Origin of the sequence: Streptomyces sp. WM4235 (genome assembly GCF_001279725.1) — a bacterium.
GTDB lineage: Bacteria > Actinomycetota > Actinomycetes > Streptomycetales > Streptomycetaceae > Streptomyces.
The window spans coordinates 57,894-73,854 of the sequence record NZ_LGDE01000068.1 but is presented as its reverse complement, the minus strand read 5'-3'; the positions used below and the strand labels follow the sequence as shown (position 1 = coordinate 73,854).

Genomic DNA, 15,961 nt, shown 5'->3' with positions numbered 1-15,961 from the left:
CCTGTCCTGTCGCGCCCAAGCGCCGGCACCGTCCGGATTCCCTCTCCACACTCTTTCTTTCAACAAACTGTTGACGTCGAGTTCACGCCGAAATTAGGCTGTTCCGCATGACGGAAGATGCATTCCGTCAGCAGTTTCCCGTACGGAAGGTCACCATGTCGAAGCGCACGCTGACGACCGAGTCCGGCGCCCCGGTCGCCGACAACCAGAACTCCGCCACCGCCGGCGTCGGTGGCCCGCTCCTGGTCCAGGACCAGCAGCTCCTTGAGAAGCTCGCCCGCTTCAACCGGGAGCGCATCCCGGAGCGCGTGGTGCACGCCCGCGGCTCGGCCGCGTACGGCCACTTCGAGGTGACCGACGACGTCACCGCCTACACCAGCGCCGCGTTCCTGAACACGGTCGGCAAGAAGACCGAGACCTTCCTGCGGTTCTCCACCGTCGCGGACTCCCTCGGTGGCGCGGACGCCGTCCGCGACCCGCGCGGCTTCGCCCTGAAGTTCTACACCGAAGAGGGCAACTACGACCTCGTCGGCAACAACACCCCGGTGTTCTTCATCAAGGACCCGATCAAGTTCCCCGACTTCATCCACTCGCAGAAGCGCGACCCCTTCACGGGCAAGCAGGAGCCGGACAACGTCTGGGACTTCTGGGCGCACGCCCCCGAGGCCACGCACCAGATCACCTGGCTGATGGGTGACCGCGGCATCCCCGCGTCCTACCGCCACATGAACGGCTACGGCTCCCACACCTACCAGTGGACCAACGCCCAGGGCGAGGCCTTCTTCGTCAAGTACCACTTCAAGACGAACCAGGGCGTCCGCAGCCTCTCCGGCGACCAGGCCGCCGAGCTCGTCGGCAAGGACGCGAACTCGCACCAGACCGACCTGCTCCAGGCGATCGAGCGCGGCGTGAACCCGAGCTGGACCCTCTACGTCCAGGTCATGCCGGCCTCCGAGGCCGCGGACTACCGCTTCAACCCGTTCGACCTCACCAAGGTGTGGCCGCACAGCGACTACCCGCTGCAGCGCGTGGGCCGTCTGGTCCTCGACCGCAACCCGGACAACGTCTTCGCCGAGGTCGAGCAGTCCGCGTTCTCCCCGAACAACTTCGTCCCGGGCATCACCGCCTCGCCGGACAAGATGCTCCAGGGCCGTCTCTTCGCGTACGCCGACGCCCAGCGCTACCGCCTCGGTGTCAACCACACCCTGCTGCCGGTCAACGCCCCGAAGGCGACCACGGCCGACAACTACGGCCGCGACGGCGTCATGGCGCTGCGCAACGGCTCGCGCCACGACAAGAACTACGAGCCCAACTCGTACCGGGGCCCGGCCGAGACCGGTCTGGCGCTCGGCGCCCCGAAGGCCGTCTCCGGCTACACGGGCACCCACGAGGCCCCGGCCCACACCAAGGACGACGACTTCTTCCAGGCCGGTGAGCTCTACCGCCTGATGTCGGAGGCCGAGAAGCAGCGTCTGGTGGCGAACATCGCCGGCGGCCTGTCCCAGGTCACCATCGAGGACGTCATCGAGAAGAACCTGGCTCACTTCCACGCCGCGGACGCCGACTACGGCAAGCGCGTCGAGGAGGCCGTCCGCGCCCTGCGAGACGCCTGAGCCGCTCAACTGTACCGGGGGCCTGACGGGAGGTCAGGTCCCGGGTGCTGAGCCCGCACCGCGGACCCGGATGAGGGGTGGTACGCGGTGGGGGCAGGACGAGGACCGTGGCGGGCGTGCGAGCCAGTGCGGTGGTAATGGGTTCCGAGGCCCGTCTCTCGACCTGAGGGAGACGGTGCCGGAGTTCTCGTCGCCGCCCGCCGCGGTCCCAGCCTCTTCCTTCCGTACAGGGGCCACGCACAGAGTCCCCTGTACCCGAGGAGGAACACCCTCCCCCAACACTCCGCCCGGCGGTGCGAACGTCCTGTCGCGCCAGCCTCGCACCGTCGGGCGGTCACAACCGAAGCGCCGGGTCACGGACGGTCCCGTGACCCGGCGCTTTGTCGTGCGCGGGGTGCGTCACCGCCCCGACCGCCCCCCGGCGACCGGGGCGGACGCTCAGTGGCCCGCGGCCGGCCGCCGTCGGGCCGCGATGGCGGCCGGGTCCCAGCCGGGGCGGGGCACGGAATCCAGCAGCAGCCGGGTGTACGCGTGCTCGGGGGCGGACAGCAGCGTGGCCGTCGCGCCCTGTTCGACGATCCGGCCGGACCGCATGACAACCAGCGAGTCGGTCACCGCCCTTACGACGCCCAGGTCGTGGGTGATGAACAGGTACGCGATGTCCGTGCGGGCGCGGATCTCCGCGAGCAGGTTCAGGATCTGCGCCTGCACGGAGACGTCCAGGGCCGCCACCGCCTCGTCCAGCACCAGCACCGCCGGCTCCACCGCGAGGGCCCGCGCGATGGCGACCCGCTGACGTTGGCCGCCCGACAGCTCGCGCGGTCGGGCCGCCGCCTCCCGGTCGCCGAGGCCCACCTGTTCCATGAGTTCCGCGACCCGGGGCCGGGGATCGCGGTCGGGGAAGTGCAGCCGCAGGGTCTCGCGCACCGCCTCGCCCGCCGGGACCCGGGGGTCCAGCGACAGCAGCGGGTCCTGGAAGACCAGTTGTACCTCGCGGGCCCGGTGCAGTCGGGCGGCCCGGCCGCGCACCGACGGGGCCCGCAGCCGTCCCCGTACGAGGACCTCGCCCGCGTCGGCCCGCTCCAGGCCGGTCACGATCCGGGCCGTGGTGGTCTTGCCCGAACCGGACTCGCCGACGATGCCGAGCGAGCCGCCCGCCGGGACGCGGAAGGAGACGTCGTCGACGGCGCGCACGGCGCCGTAGGCGCGGGCCAGGCCGCGGACTTCCAGTACCGCACTCACGAGAGCACCTCCGCGTGGTGACAGGCCACGCCGGAGCGCGGGGTCGGGACCTCGGCGGCGCACAGATCCGTGGCGCGGGCGCAGCGCGGGGCGAAGGCGCAGCCGGTGACGGTCGTGCGCAGGTCCGGCGGCCGGCCGGCGATCGAGGCGAGGGGTCCGGGGGGCGCGTCGAGGCGGGGGGTCGCCGCGAGGAGCGCCCTCGTGTAGGGGTGCCGGGGGTGTTCGAAGAGGGCGGCGGCGGGGCCGGTCTCCACGATGCGGCCCGCGTACATGACGTGGACCCGGTCGCTGATCGCGGCGGCGAGTTCCAGGTCGTGGGTGACGAACAGGAGCCCGCAGCCCTCGCGTTCCCGCAGCCGGGCGAGGAGGGCGATGGTCTCGGCCTGGGTGGTGGTGTCGAGGGCTGTGGTGGGTTCGTCGGCGAGCAGCAGCCGGGGTCCGGGCAGCAGCGCGGAGGCGATCATGACGCGTTGGAGCATGCCGCCGGACAGTTCGTGGGGGTACTGGCGCAGGACCCGGTCGGGCAGGCCCACCGCGTCGAGGAGTTCGGCGAGCCGTCCGTCGGGGACCTCGACGCCCGCGTGCCGCAGCCCCTCGGTGAGGAAGTCGCCGAGGCGACGCAGCGGATTCATTGCCGCGCGCGGGTCCTGGAAGATCATCGAGGCGGTGTGGGAGCGGAGTTCGCGGAGCGCGGCGGGGGCCATCGTCAGCACGTCCCGGCCGGCGACCCGCACCGATCCCGAGACCTCCGCGCCGGGCGACAGCAGCCCGAGCGCGGAGCGGGAGGTGAGGGACTTGCCGGAGCCGGACTCGCCGACGAGGGCGACGGTCTCGCCGGCTTCGACGGTCAGGTCGACTCCGGCGAGCACGGGGCGCGGGAAGCCGGGCAGCGTCAGGTGGAGCCGTTCCACTTCGAGTACGGGGCTCATGCGGCGCGCCCCGAGACCCGGTCGGCGAAGCGCTCGCCGACGACGTTGAAGGCGACGACGGTGAGGATCACCGCGAGGCAGGGGGCGAGCGCGGAGAGCGGCGCCCCGTCGAGGATGGCGGACTGGCCGTCGTTGATCATGGCTCCCCAGTCGGGGGTGAGGGGTGGCACGCCGAGGCCGAGGAAGGACAGGGCGGCCAGGTCGAGGAGGGCGTAGCCGAAGTTGACGGTGGACTGGGCGAGGACGACGGGCGCGATGTTCGGCACGAGGTGGCGTACACAGATCCACGCCCCGGAGAAGCCCTGCACCCGGTACGCCGCGAGGTACGGCTTGCCGACCTCGGACAGCGCGAGGCTGCGGGCGAGCCGGCTGACGAACGGCGTGTACGCGAGGGACAACGCGACCATCGGGGCGATCAGCCCGCGCCCGTACAGCGAGACGAGCAGCATGGCGAGGAGCAGCCCGGGAAAGGCGAGCAGCAGTTCACTGGTCCGGGAGAGCAGGGCGTCGACCCAGCCGCCGCGCCAGGCGGCGGTGACGCCGATGACCACCCCGAGGAGGGTCGACAGGACGACGACGCCGAGCGGGCCGAGGAGTGAGGTGCGGGCGCCGACGATGAGACGGGAGAGGGTGTCGCGGCCGCTGATGTCGCCGCCGAGCGGCAGGTGGGGCGTGGGGTTGGCGAGCGAGGCCCCGAAGTCGACGGCGTTCGGGTCGTGCGGCGCCAGCCAGGGGGCGACCAACGCGACCAGCACGACGAGGGCGGCGAAGCCGAGGCAGATCCGGTGGAGCCAGGCACCGCCGGCGGCCTTGCGGGCCTTGGCCCGCGCGGCCGCGGGCCGGAGCAGGAGTGCGGTCATTCGGAGCTCCTGGTGCCGAGCCGGACCCGGGGGTCGATGAGCGGGTGGACGAGGTCGACGGCGAGGTTGACCAGCACGAACAGCGCGATGGTCAGCAGGGAGATCGCCTGGACTACGGGGAAGTCCTTGACGGTCACGGACTTCGCGAGGAACTCGCCGAGCCCGCCGAGGCCGAAGGCGGACTCCACGAGGATCGTGCAGACCATCAGCCCGGAGAGGGCCAGACCGGCCTGGGTGACGACGGTGCCCAGCGCTCCGCGCAGTACGTGGCGGCGTACGACGGTGCGCTCCGGCACGCCGCGGCTGCGGGCGACGGTGACGTGGTCCTGCGCGAACTGCTCCAGCAGGGAGGCCCTGGTGACACGGGCGAGCACCCCGACGAAGGGCAGGGCCAGGGCCACGGCGGGCAGGACGAGGTGGTGGAGGGTGTCGAGGAAGCCGTCTCCGCTGCCGAGTACGGGGAACCAGCCGAGCCGGACCGAGAACAGTGACAGGAGCAGGATCGCGGCGATGAAGGACGGGGTGGCGACGGCGACCGAGGTGGTGATCAGGACGGCCTGGTCGGTGCGGCGCCCGCGCACGGCGCCCAACAGGCCGAGCAGCAGTCCGCCCGCGATGACGAGGAGGGCCGACATCCCGATCAGGGCGAGGGTGACGGGCATGCGGGAGGCGACCAGGTCGACGACGTCGGAGCGGTACTGGACGGAGGTGCCCAGGTCTCCCGTGACGACGCCGCCGAGCCACTTCCCGTACTGGACGAGGAACGGGTCGTCGAGGTGGTAGTGGGAGCGGATCGCCTCCAGTGCCTGGGGGCTCGCGCCGCGACCGCCGAGCAGGAAGGTCTCGGGACTGCCCGGGGCGAGGCGGATGGAGGCGTGCACGAGGAACGAGGCGACGAGGAGGGTGGCGAGCAGCTCGCCGATCCTGCGCAGCAGGAAGCGGACGAGATCGGGTCTCGGCATCACGGGGCCCCCACTTCGGCCGCCCAGGGGGCGTACATGTACGAGATGCCGGTCGGCGCGCCGGTGATCCTCTTGTTGAGGAACATCGGACCGGGGTACTCCGCCACCGGCAGGCACAGGGCCGCGTCGGCGGCCATCCTGGCGAGCCGGGCGGTCAGCACCCCGCGTCGGGCGGGGTCGTACTCGGCCGTCGCCCGGTCGACGAGGGCGTCGTACTCGGGTGAGCTGTAGCCGGCGTAGTTCTCGAACTGGCCGGTGCGGAAGTTGCTGTACATGGCCAGCGGGTCGCTGAGCGACAGGTAGTAGGTGAAGGGGAAGAGGTCGAGTCCCTTGCGCGCCTCGGGGTCGGAGAACAGCGCGGTGAAGGCGTCGGGTGCGACGGTGCGGATCTCCATGTCGAGGCCGATGCGGCGGCCCGCGTCCTGGACGGCGGTGGCGAGCAGGGCGACGTCCGGACCGAGCGGGCTGGAGGCGACGGTCACCTTCTTCCCGCGCGCGCCGGCCTCGTCGACGAGGCGTTTCGCCTCGGTCAGGTCCCGTTTGACGGGGGGCAGCGCGGCCAGTTCCCGGGCGACGGGTTCCTCGGGCATCCCGCGCCAGATGTCCTTGACCACCAGGGAGTTGGTGGGGGTGGCGGCGCCGCGCATCGCGCCCTTGGCGAAGCCCTCGCGGTCGAGGGCGAGCATCAGGGCGCGGCGCACCCGTACGTCGGAGAGGGTGCCGCCGAGGTCGGACACGGCGAGGTTGACGGTGGTGAGGCTCTGGCCCTGGTGGACGGTGCCGTTGTCGGCCGCGCGGAAGCGGGAGAGGGACTCCGGGGGCACGGCGAAGGAGCCGTCCACCTCGCCGGTGAGCAGGGCGTTGGTGCGGGCGGCGGAGTCGGGCAGGAAGACGAAGTCGACGTGGCCGGCCTTGGCCCGCTTGCCCCGGTAGCCGTCGAAGCGGTCCAGGCGCAGCGAGGCACCCTGTTCCCACTTGCCCAGTGTGAAGGGGCCGGTGCAGTCGAGGCCGCCGTCGGCGGTGCCGAACCTGCGGCCCTGCGCGCGCATGGTGGCGGCGTTGGCGACCGTCCCGGCGGAGTTCGCCATGGCCTGCGGGAAGAGCGCGTCGGGGGTCTTGAGGTGCACGGTGACCTGGAGCGGGCCGGTCTTCTCGACGGAGGCTACGTTCTTGAAGTCCTCGACCCAGTACGAGCCGAGTTCGGGGTCGAGGTGCCGGTTCAGGCTGGCCACCGCGTCGTCGGCGGTGAGGGTGGCGCCGGAGTGGAAGCGCACGTTCGGGCGGAGGTCGTAGACCCAGGTGGTGGGGTCGGGGTTGGACGCCTTCTCGGCGAGGCCGGGTTCCACGGTGAGCTGGGGCGTCCAGCGCATCAGGGACTCGCAGACGTTGGCGAGGACGGTGTTCTGCGGGTAGTCGAAGGCGTAGAGGTAGTCGAGCACGGGCGGTTCGGCGTACAGCGCCCAGGTGAACCCGTCGATGTCGCCGCGAGCGGCGGGTGTGGCGGTGGAGAGGTGTATTCCGGTGGTGTCGGCATCGCCGGCCGGGGCCGCGCAGCCCGCGCCCGTGAGGATCAGGGCGAGGACCGCGGCGGCGGAACCGGCCAGGCGGTGCCGTGAGGGGATCGGCATGCACGCTCCTTGGCGGAGTTTGGCGCTGGGAGGACCTGCTGGTCAGCGGGCCTGCGCGTCGAGGGGCTCGGTGAGCCGGCCGTACAGCTCGGGGCGGCGGGTCTGCATCAGTCCGAAGTCGAGCCAGTCGCGGCGCTGGTCGAGGTCGAGGTCGGCGACGAGGACGGCGGGCCGGTCGCGGGGGGCACGCAGCATGACACGGCCGTAGGGGTCGGAGATGAAGGAGGACCCGTAGAAGGTGGAGCGGCCCTCGGTGCCGACCCGGTTGGGAACGATCATGAAGAGTGCGTTGGCGAGGCCGTTGGCGCTGATCGCGTGCTCCCACATCGGCCGGGTGTCGAAGTCGGGGAGATCCACTTCGGAGCCGATGGCGGTCGGGTGGACGAGGATCTCGGCCCCGTGCAGGCCGTAGGCGCGCGCGAGTTCCGGGAACCACTCGTCCCAGCAGGTCGGGAAGCCGAAGCGGGCCCCTTCGAGGAAGGCCACGGGGAAGCCGCTGTCCCCGGGGCGGAAGCAGAGGTCCTCGCGGTAGCCGGGGAAGGCGGGGATGTGGTTCTTGCGGGTGCGGGCGACGAGCTTGCCGGCCGCGTCCACGCAGACCGCCGTGTTGTAGCCGAGCCCGCCGTCCTCGGCGCGCTCGTACAGGGAGGCGTGCACCGTGATGCCGAGCTCCCCGGCGAGTTCGGCGGCCAGGGCGACGGTGGGGCCGCCCTCCAGGTCTTCGAGGTGGCGGGCGGCGCCGTCAGCCATGGGGTCGTCGGTGTTGCAGAAGTACGGGCTGCGGGTGAGTTCGGGCAGGCAGACGACCTTGGCGCCCTCGGCCGCAGCGATGCGCACGCCCTCGCGCAGGCGCGCGTCGTGCTCGTCCTCGTCCGCGTACCAGCGCATCTGCACGAGGCCGACGCGCAGCGGGACGCGCTCGGCGGACTCCGTCCGGGCGGGGGACCCGAGCGGGGAGCCGTCGCTGACGAGGAGTTCGTACCCGGTGGGGGCGGGGGTCGAGTCGGTGCGCCGGCGCGCGGCGGTGGCGTGCGCGGCGGTGGGGGCGGAGGCAGTGGAAGGGGAGGCCGCGGGCCGGCGCGCGGCGGTGGGGGTGCGGGGGGTGTCGGTGCTCATGCGTTCAGGTCCTTCGGGAGCTGCTGGGTGATGCAGTGGATGCCGCCGCCGCCGAACGCGAGGACGGGCGCGGGGACCCCGACCACCTTGCGGCCGGGCAGGGCCTCGGCGAGGACGGCGAGGGCGGCCTCGTCCTCGGGGGTACCGCCCACCGGCACCACACAGCCGCCGTTGGCGAGGTAGAAGTTGAGGTAACAGACCTCGACCGGATGCCCCTCGACCTCTCCGTGGGTGGTCTGCGGGACCGCGACGACCCGCAGGGCCCGACCACGGGCGTCGGTGGAGGCCTCCAGGACGGCGAGGTTGGCGCGCATCCGGGCGTGGTCGGGGTGGGCGGGGTCCTCGGGCAGGGAGAGGACCACGGTGCCGGGGGCGACGAAGGCGGCGACGCCGTCGACGTGCCCGTCGGTCTCGGTGTCCTCCAGGCCGCCGTACGGCAGCCAGATGATCTTCTCGACGCCGAGCCGGCGCTTGATCTCGTCCTCGATCTCGGCGCGGCTCATGCGCGGGTTGCGGTTCGGGTGCAACAGGCACTGCTCGGTGGTGATCAGAGTGCCCTCGCCGTCGACGGTGACGGCACCGCCTTCGAGGATCATCGAGGAGTGCGCGCGCGGGATGCCGAGGCGGTCCAGGAGGAGCGAGGCGAGCTTGTCGTCGGCGGTCCAGGGGTAGTGCTTCTCGCCCCAGGCGTTGAAGCGGAAGTCGACGCCCACCCGGTCGCCCTGCTCGTCATAGGCGAAGATCGGGCCGGAGTCGCGCAGCCAGGAATCGTCGATCGGCAGCTCGATCACCTCGATGCCGGGATCGTCGCCGAAGACGGCACGGGCCTCGTCCACCGAGTCGACCGCGGCGATCATGATGACCGGCTCGAAGTCGGCGATGGCACGGGCCACTGTCGCGTACTCGCTCCGCGCCGCCTCGAAGGCCGGTCCCCACAGGGCGGGCCGGGTGGGCCACGCCATCAGGCAGGCCTCGTGCTCGGCCCACTCGGCGGGCATGCGCGGGTACGTCGGGCTCGACGGACTCGGCGGACTCAGTGGACTCATGGTGAGAGCTCCTTTGGTGCGGGTGGGGCTGGGCGGGGCGGCTTCTGTCGGGGGAATGGGGCGGGTATGCGGCGCTTCGGTCGGCCCGTCGATCATCCCTGTGCATCCTGACTGAAATTTCAGTCAGGTGAACGGTGACTGAAAATCCAGTCAGCAACCCCGGTGGGAGCTATCGTGGGACCTGACTGAAAGGTCAGTCAAGAGGTAGGGACCGAAAGGTGCGAACAAGAGTGGCCGATCGCCAATCGTTGATCTTGGAAGCAGCCGTACGCGTGATCGCCCGCAACGGCGTCAGGGGACTGCGCGTCGAGGAGCTGGCGTCCGAGGCCGGGGTGTCCACGGCGCTGATCTATTACCATTTCAAGGACCGGGCCGGCTTGATCCAGCGGACCCTCGCCTTCATCAGCGACCGCGCCACCGGCTACACCGACGAGGCGCTCGACGACTCCGAGGACGCCCGGGGCGTACTGCTCCAGCTGCTGCTGAGCGAACTCCAGGACACCACCCGGGTCCGCGAGAACAGCATCGCCTGGGGTGAGCTGCGGGCCAGCGCGATCTTCGACACCGACCTGCGCGAGACGCTGGCGGACTCCACCCGCACCTGGAACCGGGACACCGCCGATTCGATCATGGATGCCCAGGTGGCGGGCCTCGCCGACCCCAAGGCCATCCCGCTGGACGTCGCCGAGCGGCTGACCGCGCTGGTGGAGGGGTTGAGCGAGCGCTGGCTCAGCGGTTCGCTGACCCTGGACCGCGCCCGCGACCTGATCGCGGGCGCGCTGGACGCGGAACTGGGCCCGCACCCCGGGAAGTGACGCGCCGCGCCGGGAAGTGACCCGCCGGGCGGTGACGTGCCGGGAAGTGACGCGCCGGGAAGTGACGTGCCGCGCCGGGTCGTTCGGGCAGTCCACCGGCCCACCCCGGCGGCCCGGACGACCCGGACGGCCCCGGGGGCCCCGGCCACCCGGACGACCGGACGACCGGACGTCGGAACGACCCGGCGACGTAACGCGAAACGGCCCCCGCCCCTCCGGCAGGAGGGACGGGGGCCGTCGGGGCCGTGGCGAGCACGACCCGCCGCTTCCGCTCAGACGGTCAGCGGGCGGATCGCGGTCGGGGCGTGGCCCGGCTCGGTCGCGAGCTCCTCGAACTCGGTGACGTCGCTCATGTCGACCGTCTTGCTCATCGAGATGTTGGTGACGCGTTCCAGGATGGCCTCGACGACCACCGGGACGCTGTACTCGGCGGCGAGCTTCTTGGCCTCCTCCAGGGCGGCACCCAGCTCGTTCGGGTCGGTGACCCGGATCGCCTTGCAGCCGAGGCCCTCGACGACCTTGACGTGGTCGACGCCGTAGACACCCAGCTCGGGGGCGTTGATGTTCTCGAATTCGAGGTTGACCTCGAAGTTGATGCCCAGGCCGCCCTGCGCCTGACGGATCAGACCCAGGTAGGCGTTGTTCACCAGGACGTGGACGTACGGGATCTTGTGCTGCGCACCGACCGCCAGCTCCTCCAGCATGAACTGGAAGTCGTAGTCGCCGGAGAGGGCGACGACGGGGGTCTGCGGGTCGGCGGTGGCGACACCCAGCGCGGCCGGGATCGTCCAGCCGAGCGGGCCGGCCTGGCCGCAGTTGATCCAGTGGCGCGGCTTGAAGACGTGCAGCATCTGCGCGCCGGCGATCTGGGAGAGACCGATGGTGGTGACGTAGCGGGTCTCCGGACCGAAGGCCTTGTTCATCTCCTCGTAGACGCGCTGCGGCTTCATGGGGATGTTGTCGAAGTGCGTACGACGCTGGAGCGTGCCCTTGCGCTCCAGGTGCGAGGCGACCCAGGCACTGAAGTCGGGGAGCTTGCCCTCGGCCTTGAGCTCCTTGGCGACCTCGATGAAGATCTCCAGCGCGGCCTTGGCGTCGGAGGCGATGCCGAGGTCGGGGGCGAAGATCTTTCCGATCTGGGTGGGCTCGATGTCGACGTGGACGAACTTGCGGTCGCCGAGGTACGCGTCCAGGTTGTAACCGGTGTGACGGTTGGCCCAGCGGTTGCCAATGCCCAGGACGAAGTCCGACTCCAGGAACGTGGCGTTGCCGTAGCGGTGCGAGGTCTGCACACCCACCATGCCGGCGGCCAGCTCGTGGTCGTCGGGAATGACGCCCCAGCCCATGAGGGTGGAGATGACCGGGACACCGGTCAGCTCGGCGAACTCGACCAGCAGGTCGGAGGCGTCGGCGTTGATGATGCCGCCACCGGCGACGATCAGCGGACGCTCGGACTCCAGCAGGAAGCGGATGGCCTTCTCGGCCTGCTTGCGGGTCGCGGCCGGCTTGTGCACGACCAGCGGCTCGTACAGGTCGGGGTCGAACTCGATCTCGGTCAGCTGGACGTCGATCGGCAGGTCGATGAGGACCGGGCCGGGACGGCCGGAACGCATGAGGTAGAAGGCCTGCTGGAAGACACCGGGGACCTGCGCGGCCTCCAGGACCGTGGTCGCGGCCTTGGTGACGGGCTTGGCGATCGAGGCGATGTCGACGGCCTGGAAGTCTTCCTTGTGCAGCTTCGCGACCGGGGCCTGACCGGTGATGCACAGGATCGGGATCGAGTCCGCGATGGCCGAGTAGAGGCCGGTGATCATGTCGGTGCCGGCGGGGCCGGACGTACCGATGCAGACACCGATGTTGCCCGGGGTCGTGCGGGTGTAGCCCTCGGCCATGTGCGAGGCGCCCTCGACGTGCCGGGCGAGGGTGTGGTTGATGCCACCGACGTTCTTGAGCTCGCGGTAGAACGGGTTGATCGCAGCGCCGGGCACGCCGAACGCTTGCGAAACGCCCTCGCGCTTGAGGATCTCCACTGCAGCGGCGGCGGCTGTCATACGAGGCATCGAGTTCTCCTGCGGGTCTGGCGGTCAGGCTTTTCCGTAATCCGGAAGTTTTGTTCTGCTATACGGAACAAGCTAAGCGGCCACTCCGGGGCGCGTCAAGGCGCTTCGGCACCCCGGAACCCACCAAAAGCCGCTTCTCGCTCGGTGACTTGTACGAATGACCATGACGCGACGGCAAAACGAGGACGCGCCCGCGCCGACCGTCGCCGGTGGTGGACCATGGACCCACGCACAGCGACGAGGGGGGTCCGGTCTCATGGCGGAAGCGGTACCGGTGCGCTGTCCGACCTGCCGGCGCGAGAACGCCTACAGCGCGCCGGTCTTCCCCTGCGCCTGCGGGAGCCCGGTCGTGCCACCGCTGAACCTGGCGGCGCCGGCCGTGCCACTGACCCGCCGCACCTGGTCGGACAGTTGGGTGGCGGTCCGCTGCGATGCCTGCGGGCGGGAGGGCGAGTGGCCGCGCCCGGAGGTGGGGTGCGGCTCGTGCGGGACCGTGGCCCTGATCCCGGTCCATCCGCCGGAATCCGTGGCTCCCGACGCGCTCGACCCCGGCCCCGGGGAACGCGGCGAATCAGGGGCGCGGGACGGTGGGCGGACCGACGCGCGCGGACCCGCGGCGGCGAAGCACCCCCCGGCGGCGGACTCCCCGACACCTGCGGACCACCCGGCGGCGACGGATTCCGCGGCGGCGGATCGGGCGCCGTTCCGGCCGGTGACCATCCGGACGGGTCGCGACGCGGTGGTCACGGCCGCCCTGTACCTGCGCTGGCTCGGCTTCCGTGACGTACCCCGACCCGACGGCTCGGCGATCCCCTCCGCGGCGGTGGACCTGCGGGCTCCCGGGGTGATCGCGCAGGTGGACCCGACGACCGTGCCGGCCGGACTGCGGGCGGTGGAGTGCGTGTGGCTGAACGGGCTCACGGCCTCGGCGGCGAGCGTCTACTTCTCCCTCGCCGGCTACACGACGCAGGCCCGCGAGCGCGCGGACCACCTGGGCATTCCGCTGTTCGTCATGGACCTGACGGGCACCCCGCAGCCGGTCAACGATCCGGCGGACCGGTTGATCACCTCGGGAGCCTGAGCCTGCGCCTGCGGGAGCGGCTGCGGGAGCGGCTGCGGGAGCGGCTGCGGTTGCGGTTGCGGTTGCGGTTGCGGTTGCGGTTGCGGTTGCGGTTGCGGTTGCGGTTGCGGTTGCGGTTGCGGGAACGGTGCGGTGCGGGGCGGGAGCGACCCTCGTCGGGTCACGGGTCAGGTGATCGACACGACCGGGAAGAGGGTGATCGGCGGCGTGGTACTAGGCTCGGAGACCTTGACCGCCCTTCCCGCCGAGGAGAGCCCGATGAGCCTGTACGACATTCCGCTGACCACCCTGGACGACGAGCCCACCAGCCTCGCGGCGCACAAGGGCAAGGCGATCCTGCTGGTGAACACGGCCTCGCAGTGCGGCCTCACCCCGCAGTACTCGGGTCTGGCCCGGCTGCAGTTCGCGTACGAGAAGAAGGGGTTCACGGTGATCGGCGTACCGTGCAACCAGTTCGGCGGCCAGGAGCCCGGCACCGCGGACGACATCCAGACGTTCTGCGCGACCGGCTTCGGGGTCACCTTCCCCATGCTGGAGAAGTCCGAGGTCAACGGCGAGAACCGGCACCCGCTCTACGCGGAGCTGGTGAAGTCCCCGGACGCCGAGGGTGAGGCGGGGGACATCCAGTGGAACTTCGAGAAGTTCCTCATCTCCCCCGCCGGCGAGGTCGTCGGCCGCTTCCGGCCGCGCACCGAGCCCGAGTCCCCCGAGATCGTCGCCGCGATCGAGGCACAGTTGCCCGCGTAGCACTCGTCTCGGGGCGCGGGGCGCGGGGCGCGCGCGTGAGGACCGGGCGGGGGCGCCGGCCGGGGTGGGACGTGCCGGCCGGCGCTCCGGCTCGGCTCAGTCCAGGTCGGCCTCGTCGTACTCCGCCCCGGACCCGGCCTCGGTGAGCTCGCGCAGCTCGACCCGACGGATCTTGCCGGACACGGTCTTCGGCAGCTCACCGAACTCGATGCGCCGGACCCTCTTGTACGGGGAGAGCACCGCCCGCGAGTGCTCGAACAGCAACCGGGCCGTCTCCTTCCCCGGCTCCCATCCGGCGGCGAGCGTGATGTACGCCTTCGGTACCGCCAGCCGGAGCGGGTCCGGGGCGGGGACCACGGCGGCCTCGGCCACGGCCTCGTGCTCCAGCAGCGCGCTCTCCAGCTCGAACGGGCTGATCTTGTAGTCCGAGGCCTTGAACACGTCGTCGGCCCGCCCCACGTAGGTGAGGTAACCGTCGGCGTCGCGCGCGGCGATGTCCCCCGTGCGGTAGAGCCCGTCCGCCATGGCCTCCGCGGTGCGCCCCGGGTCGTCGCGGTAGCCGGTCATCACCCCGGCGGGACGGGTCCGCAGGTCCACGCAGACCTCTCCCTCCCGCTCGGACTCCTTGCCGGTGACGGAGTCCAGCAGCACGATCTCGTAGCCGGGCGCCGGACGTCCCATGGAGCCGGGCTTGACGGGCGCCCCCGGGAAGTTGCCCACCTGGAGGGTCGTCTCGGTCTGGCCGAAGCCGTCGCGGATGGTCACGCCCCAGGCCTCGCGGATCCTTTCGATGACCTCCGGGTTGAGCGGTTCACCCGCGGCGACCGCCTCGCGCGGGGGATTCCGGAGCTTGGTGAGGTCGGACTGGATCAGCATCCGCCAGACGGTGGGCGGGGCGCAGAAGGTGGTCACGCCTCCCCGGTCCATCTCGGCCATCAGCCGCTCGGCGTCGAAGCGCGTGTAATTGTGGACGAAGACGGTCGCACCGGCGTTCCACGGCGCGAAGAGGTTGGACCAGGCGTGCTTGGCCCAGCCGGGCGAGGCGATGTTGAGGTGGACGTCGCCGGGGCGCAGCCCGAGCCAGTACATGGTGGAGAGGTGCCCGATCGGGTACGAGGCGTGGGTGTGCTCGACGAGCTTGGGACGGGCGGTGGTCCCCGAGGTGAAGTACAGCATCAGCGGGTCGCCGGCCAGGGTCTCCGCGTCCGGGCTGAAACTCCGGTCGGCGGCGTGGAAGTCCGCCAGCCGCAGCCAGCCGGCGGGAACCTCCGACCCGGCGGGGACCTCGGGGCCGGTGCCGGTCCCGGGGCCTGTGGTGGCGCGCGGTCCGGCGGCGATCCGGGTGTAGGTACCGGGCACCTCGTCGAACTTCCCGGTGTCCTCGGCGCGCGCGATGACGTGCCGTACCCGGCCCCGTTCGACCCGGTCGCGGAGGTCGGCGGCGCCGAGCAGCGGGGTGGCGGGGATGACCACGGCGCGGAGCTTCATCGCGGCGAGCATGACGTCCCACAGTTCACGCTGGTTGCCGAGCATGACCAGGATCCGGTCCCCCGCCGCGACGCCTTGGGCGCGCAGCCAGTTCGCCGCGGCTCCCGAACTCGCGCTCAGCTCCTCGAAGGACACGCCCTCGCTCGTTCCGTCCTCCTCGACGATGCGCAGGGCGTCGGCCGGGTTTCCCCGGGCGATGTGGTCGAACCAGTCGAGGGCCCAGTTGAACCGCTCGGGGCGGGGCCAGGTGAACCCGGCGTGGGCGGCCTCGTAGTCCCCGCGGCGATCGAGCAGGAAGTCCCGCGCGGCCAGGAAGGTGTGGGTGGCGCTGTTCTCCGTCATGAGAGGCATCGTGCCGCGCCGGACGCGGACAC

Annotated in this window: 13 protein-coding genes; 4 read left to right on the top strand and 9 right to left on the bottom strand. The window is 71.4% G+C overall.

All coding sequences use genetic code 11. From position 1 onward, the window contains the following. The first annotated feature begins 155 nt into the window (after positions 1–155). Positions 156–1,613, top strand: coding sequence for a catalase (locus ADK55_RS08080; RefSeq protein ID WP_053676782.1), 1,458 nt, complete (start codon positions 156–158; stop codon positions 1,611–1,613). A gap of 438 nt (positions 1,614–2,051) precedes the next feature. Here ADK55_RS08080 and ADK55_RS08075 read toward each other — a convergent pair whose 3' ends face one another. The 7 genes from ADK55_RS08075 to ADK55_RS08045 are packed head-to-tail and all read right to left on the bottom strand — an operon-like array spanning position 2,052 to position 9,396. Beyond that, entirely contained in the window at positions 2,052–2,855 is an 804-nt protein-coding gene (locus ADK55_RS08075) for an ABC transporter ATP-binding protein (protein ID WP_234349952.1), read from the bottom strand. Next, on the bottom strand, positions 2,852–3,784 hold the full coding sequence (locus ADK55_RS08070) for an ABC transporter ATP-binding protein (protein WP_053676781.1): 933 nt from the start codon (positions 3,782–3,784) through the stop codon (positions 2,852–2,854). The genes ADK55_RS08075 and ADK55_RS08070 overlap by 4 nt, the downstream gene beginning before the upstream one ends. Then, positions 3,781–4,644 (bottom strand): ABC transporter permease, encoded by an 864-nt coding sequence (locus tag ADK55_RS08065; protein WP_053676780.1) that lies wholly within the window; start codon positions 4,642–4,644, stop codon positions 3,781–3,783. The genes ADK55_RS08070 and ADK55_RS08065 overlap by 4 nt, the downstream gene beginning before the upstream one ends. Beyond that, positions 4,641–5,606: an ABC transporter permease gene (locus ADK55_RS08060; protein ID WP_053676837.1), complete on the bottom strand. Its 966-nt coding sequence runs from the start codon at positions 5,604–5,606 to the stop codon at positions 4,641–4,643. The genes ADK55_RS08065 and ADK55_RS08060 overlap by 4 nt, the downstream gene beginning before the upstream one ends. Beyond that, positions 5,606–7,234, bottom strand: coding sequence for an ABC transporter substrate-binding protein (locus tag ADK55_RS08055; RefSeq protein WP_053676779.1), 1,629 nt, complete (start codon positions 7,232–7,234; stop codon positions 5,606–5,608). Before ADK55_RS08055 ends, ADK55_RS08060 begins: the two co-directional genes overlap by 1 nt. Positions 7,235–7,276: 42 nt before the next feature. After that, positions 7,277–8,350: a nitrilase-related carbon-nitrogen hydrolase gene (locus tag ADK55_RS08050; protein WP_078998621.1), complete on the bottom strand. Its 1,074-nt coding sequence runs from the start codon at positions 8,348–8,350 to the stop codon at positions 7,277–7,279. Further along, positions 8,347–9,396 (bottom strand): agmatine deiminase family protein, encoded by a 1,050-nt coding sequence (locus ADK55_RS08045; RefSeq protein WP_063839477.1) that lies wholly within the window; start codon positions 9,394–9,396, stop codon positions 8,347–8,349. Before ADK55_RS08045 ends, ADK55_RS08050 begins: the two co-directional genes overlap by 4 nt. Before the next feature lie 230 nt (positions 9,397–9,626). On the opposite strand from ADK55_RS08045, the gene ADK55_RS08040 reads away from it, so the two are divergent. Next, a complete protein-coding gene (locus ADK55_RS08040; RefSeq protein ID WP_053676778.1) occupies positions 9,627–10,211 on the top strand; it encodes a TetR/AcrR family transcriptional regulator in 585 nt (194 codons plus the stop codon). A gap of 272 nt (positions 10,212–10,483) precedes the next feature. Here ADK55_RS08040 and gcl read toward each other — a convergent pair whose 3' ends face one another. Next, positions 10,484–12,271: a glyoxylate carboligase gene (gcl, locus tag ADK55_RS08035; RefSeq protein WP_199826470.1), complete on the bottom strand. Its 1,788-nt coding sequence runs from the start codon at positions 12,269–12,271 to the stop codon at positions 10,484–10,486. Between the two features lie 256 nt (positions 12,272–12,527). Here gcl and ADK55_RS08030 point away from each other — a divergent pair, with 256 nt between their 5' ends. After that, positions 12,528–13,352 (top strand): hypothetical protein, encoded by an 825-nt coding sequence (locus tag ADK55_RS08030; RefSeq protein WP_053676776.1) that lies wholly within the window; start codon positions 12,528–12,530, stop codon positions 13,350–13,352. A gap of 258 nt (positions 13,353–13,610) precedes the next feature. After that, entirely contained in the window at positions 13,611–14,099 is a 489-nt protein-coding gene (locus ADK55_RS08025; RefSeq protein WP_053676835.1) for a glutathione peroxidase, read from the top strand. Positions 14,100–14,195: 96 nt separating this feature from the next. Here ADK55_RS08025 and ADK55_RS08020 read toward each other — a convergent pair whose 3' ends face one another. Then, positions 14,196–15,929, bottom strand: coding sequence for an AMP-binding protein (locus ADK55_RS08020; protein ID WP_053676775.1), 1,734 nt, complete (start codon positions 15,927–15,929; stop codon positions 14,196–14,198). Positions 15,930–15,961: the final 32 nt, after the last annotated feature.

What these genes read in the sequence shown, in the direction of transcription:
- ADK55_RS08050 (WP_078998621.1), bottom strand. Translation starts at nt 8,350, where the DNA reads ATGAGCACCGACACCCCCCGCACCCCCACCGCCGCGCGCCGGCCCGCG.
- ADK55_RS08070 (WP_053676781.1), bottom strand. Translation starts at nt 3,784, where the DNA reads ATGAGCCCCGTACTCGAAGTGGAACGGCTCCACCTGACGCTGCCCGGC.
- ADK55_RS08030 (WP_053676776.1), top strand. Translation starts at nt 12,528, where the DNA reads ATGGCGGAAGCGGTACCGGTGCGCTGTCCGACCTGCCGGCGCGAGAAC.
- ADK55_RS08080 (WP_053676782.1), top strand. Translation starts at nt 156, where the DNA reads ATGTCGAAGCGCACGCTGACGACCGAGTCCGGCGCCCCGGTCGCCGAC.
- ADK55_RS08025 (WP_053676835.1), top strand. Translation starts at nt 13,611, where the DNA reads ATGAGCCTGTACGACATTCCGCTGACCACCCTGGACGACGAGCCCACC.
- ADK55_RS08020 (WP_053676775.1), bottom strand. Translation starts at nt 15,929, where the DNA reads ATGACGGAGAACAGCGCCACCCACACCTTCCTGGCCGCGCGGGACTTC.
- ADK55_RS08045 (WP_063839477.1), bottom strand. Translation starts at nt 9,396, where the DNA reads ATGAGTCCACTGAGTCCGCCGAGTCCGTCGAGCCCGACGTACCCGCGC.
- ADK55_RS08065 (WP_053676780.1), bottom strand. Translation starts at nt 4,644, where the DNA reads ATGACCGCACTCCTGCTCCGGCCCGCGGCCGCGCGGGCCAAGGCCCGC.
- ADK55_RS08055 (WP_053676779.1), bottom strand. Translation starts at nt 7,234, where the DNA reads ATGCCGATCCCCTCACGGCACCGCCTGGCCGGTTCCGCCGCCGCGGTC.
- gcl (WP_199826470.1), bottom strand. Translation starts at nt 12,271, where the DNA reads ATGCCTCGTATGACAGCCGCCGCCGCTGCAGTGGAGATCCTCAAGCGC.
- ADK55_RS08060 (WP_053676837.1), bottom strand. Translation starts at nt 5,606, where the DNA reads ATGCCGAGACCCGATCTCGTCCGCTTCCTGCTGCGCAGGATCGGCGAG.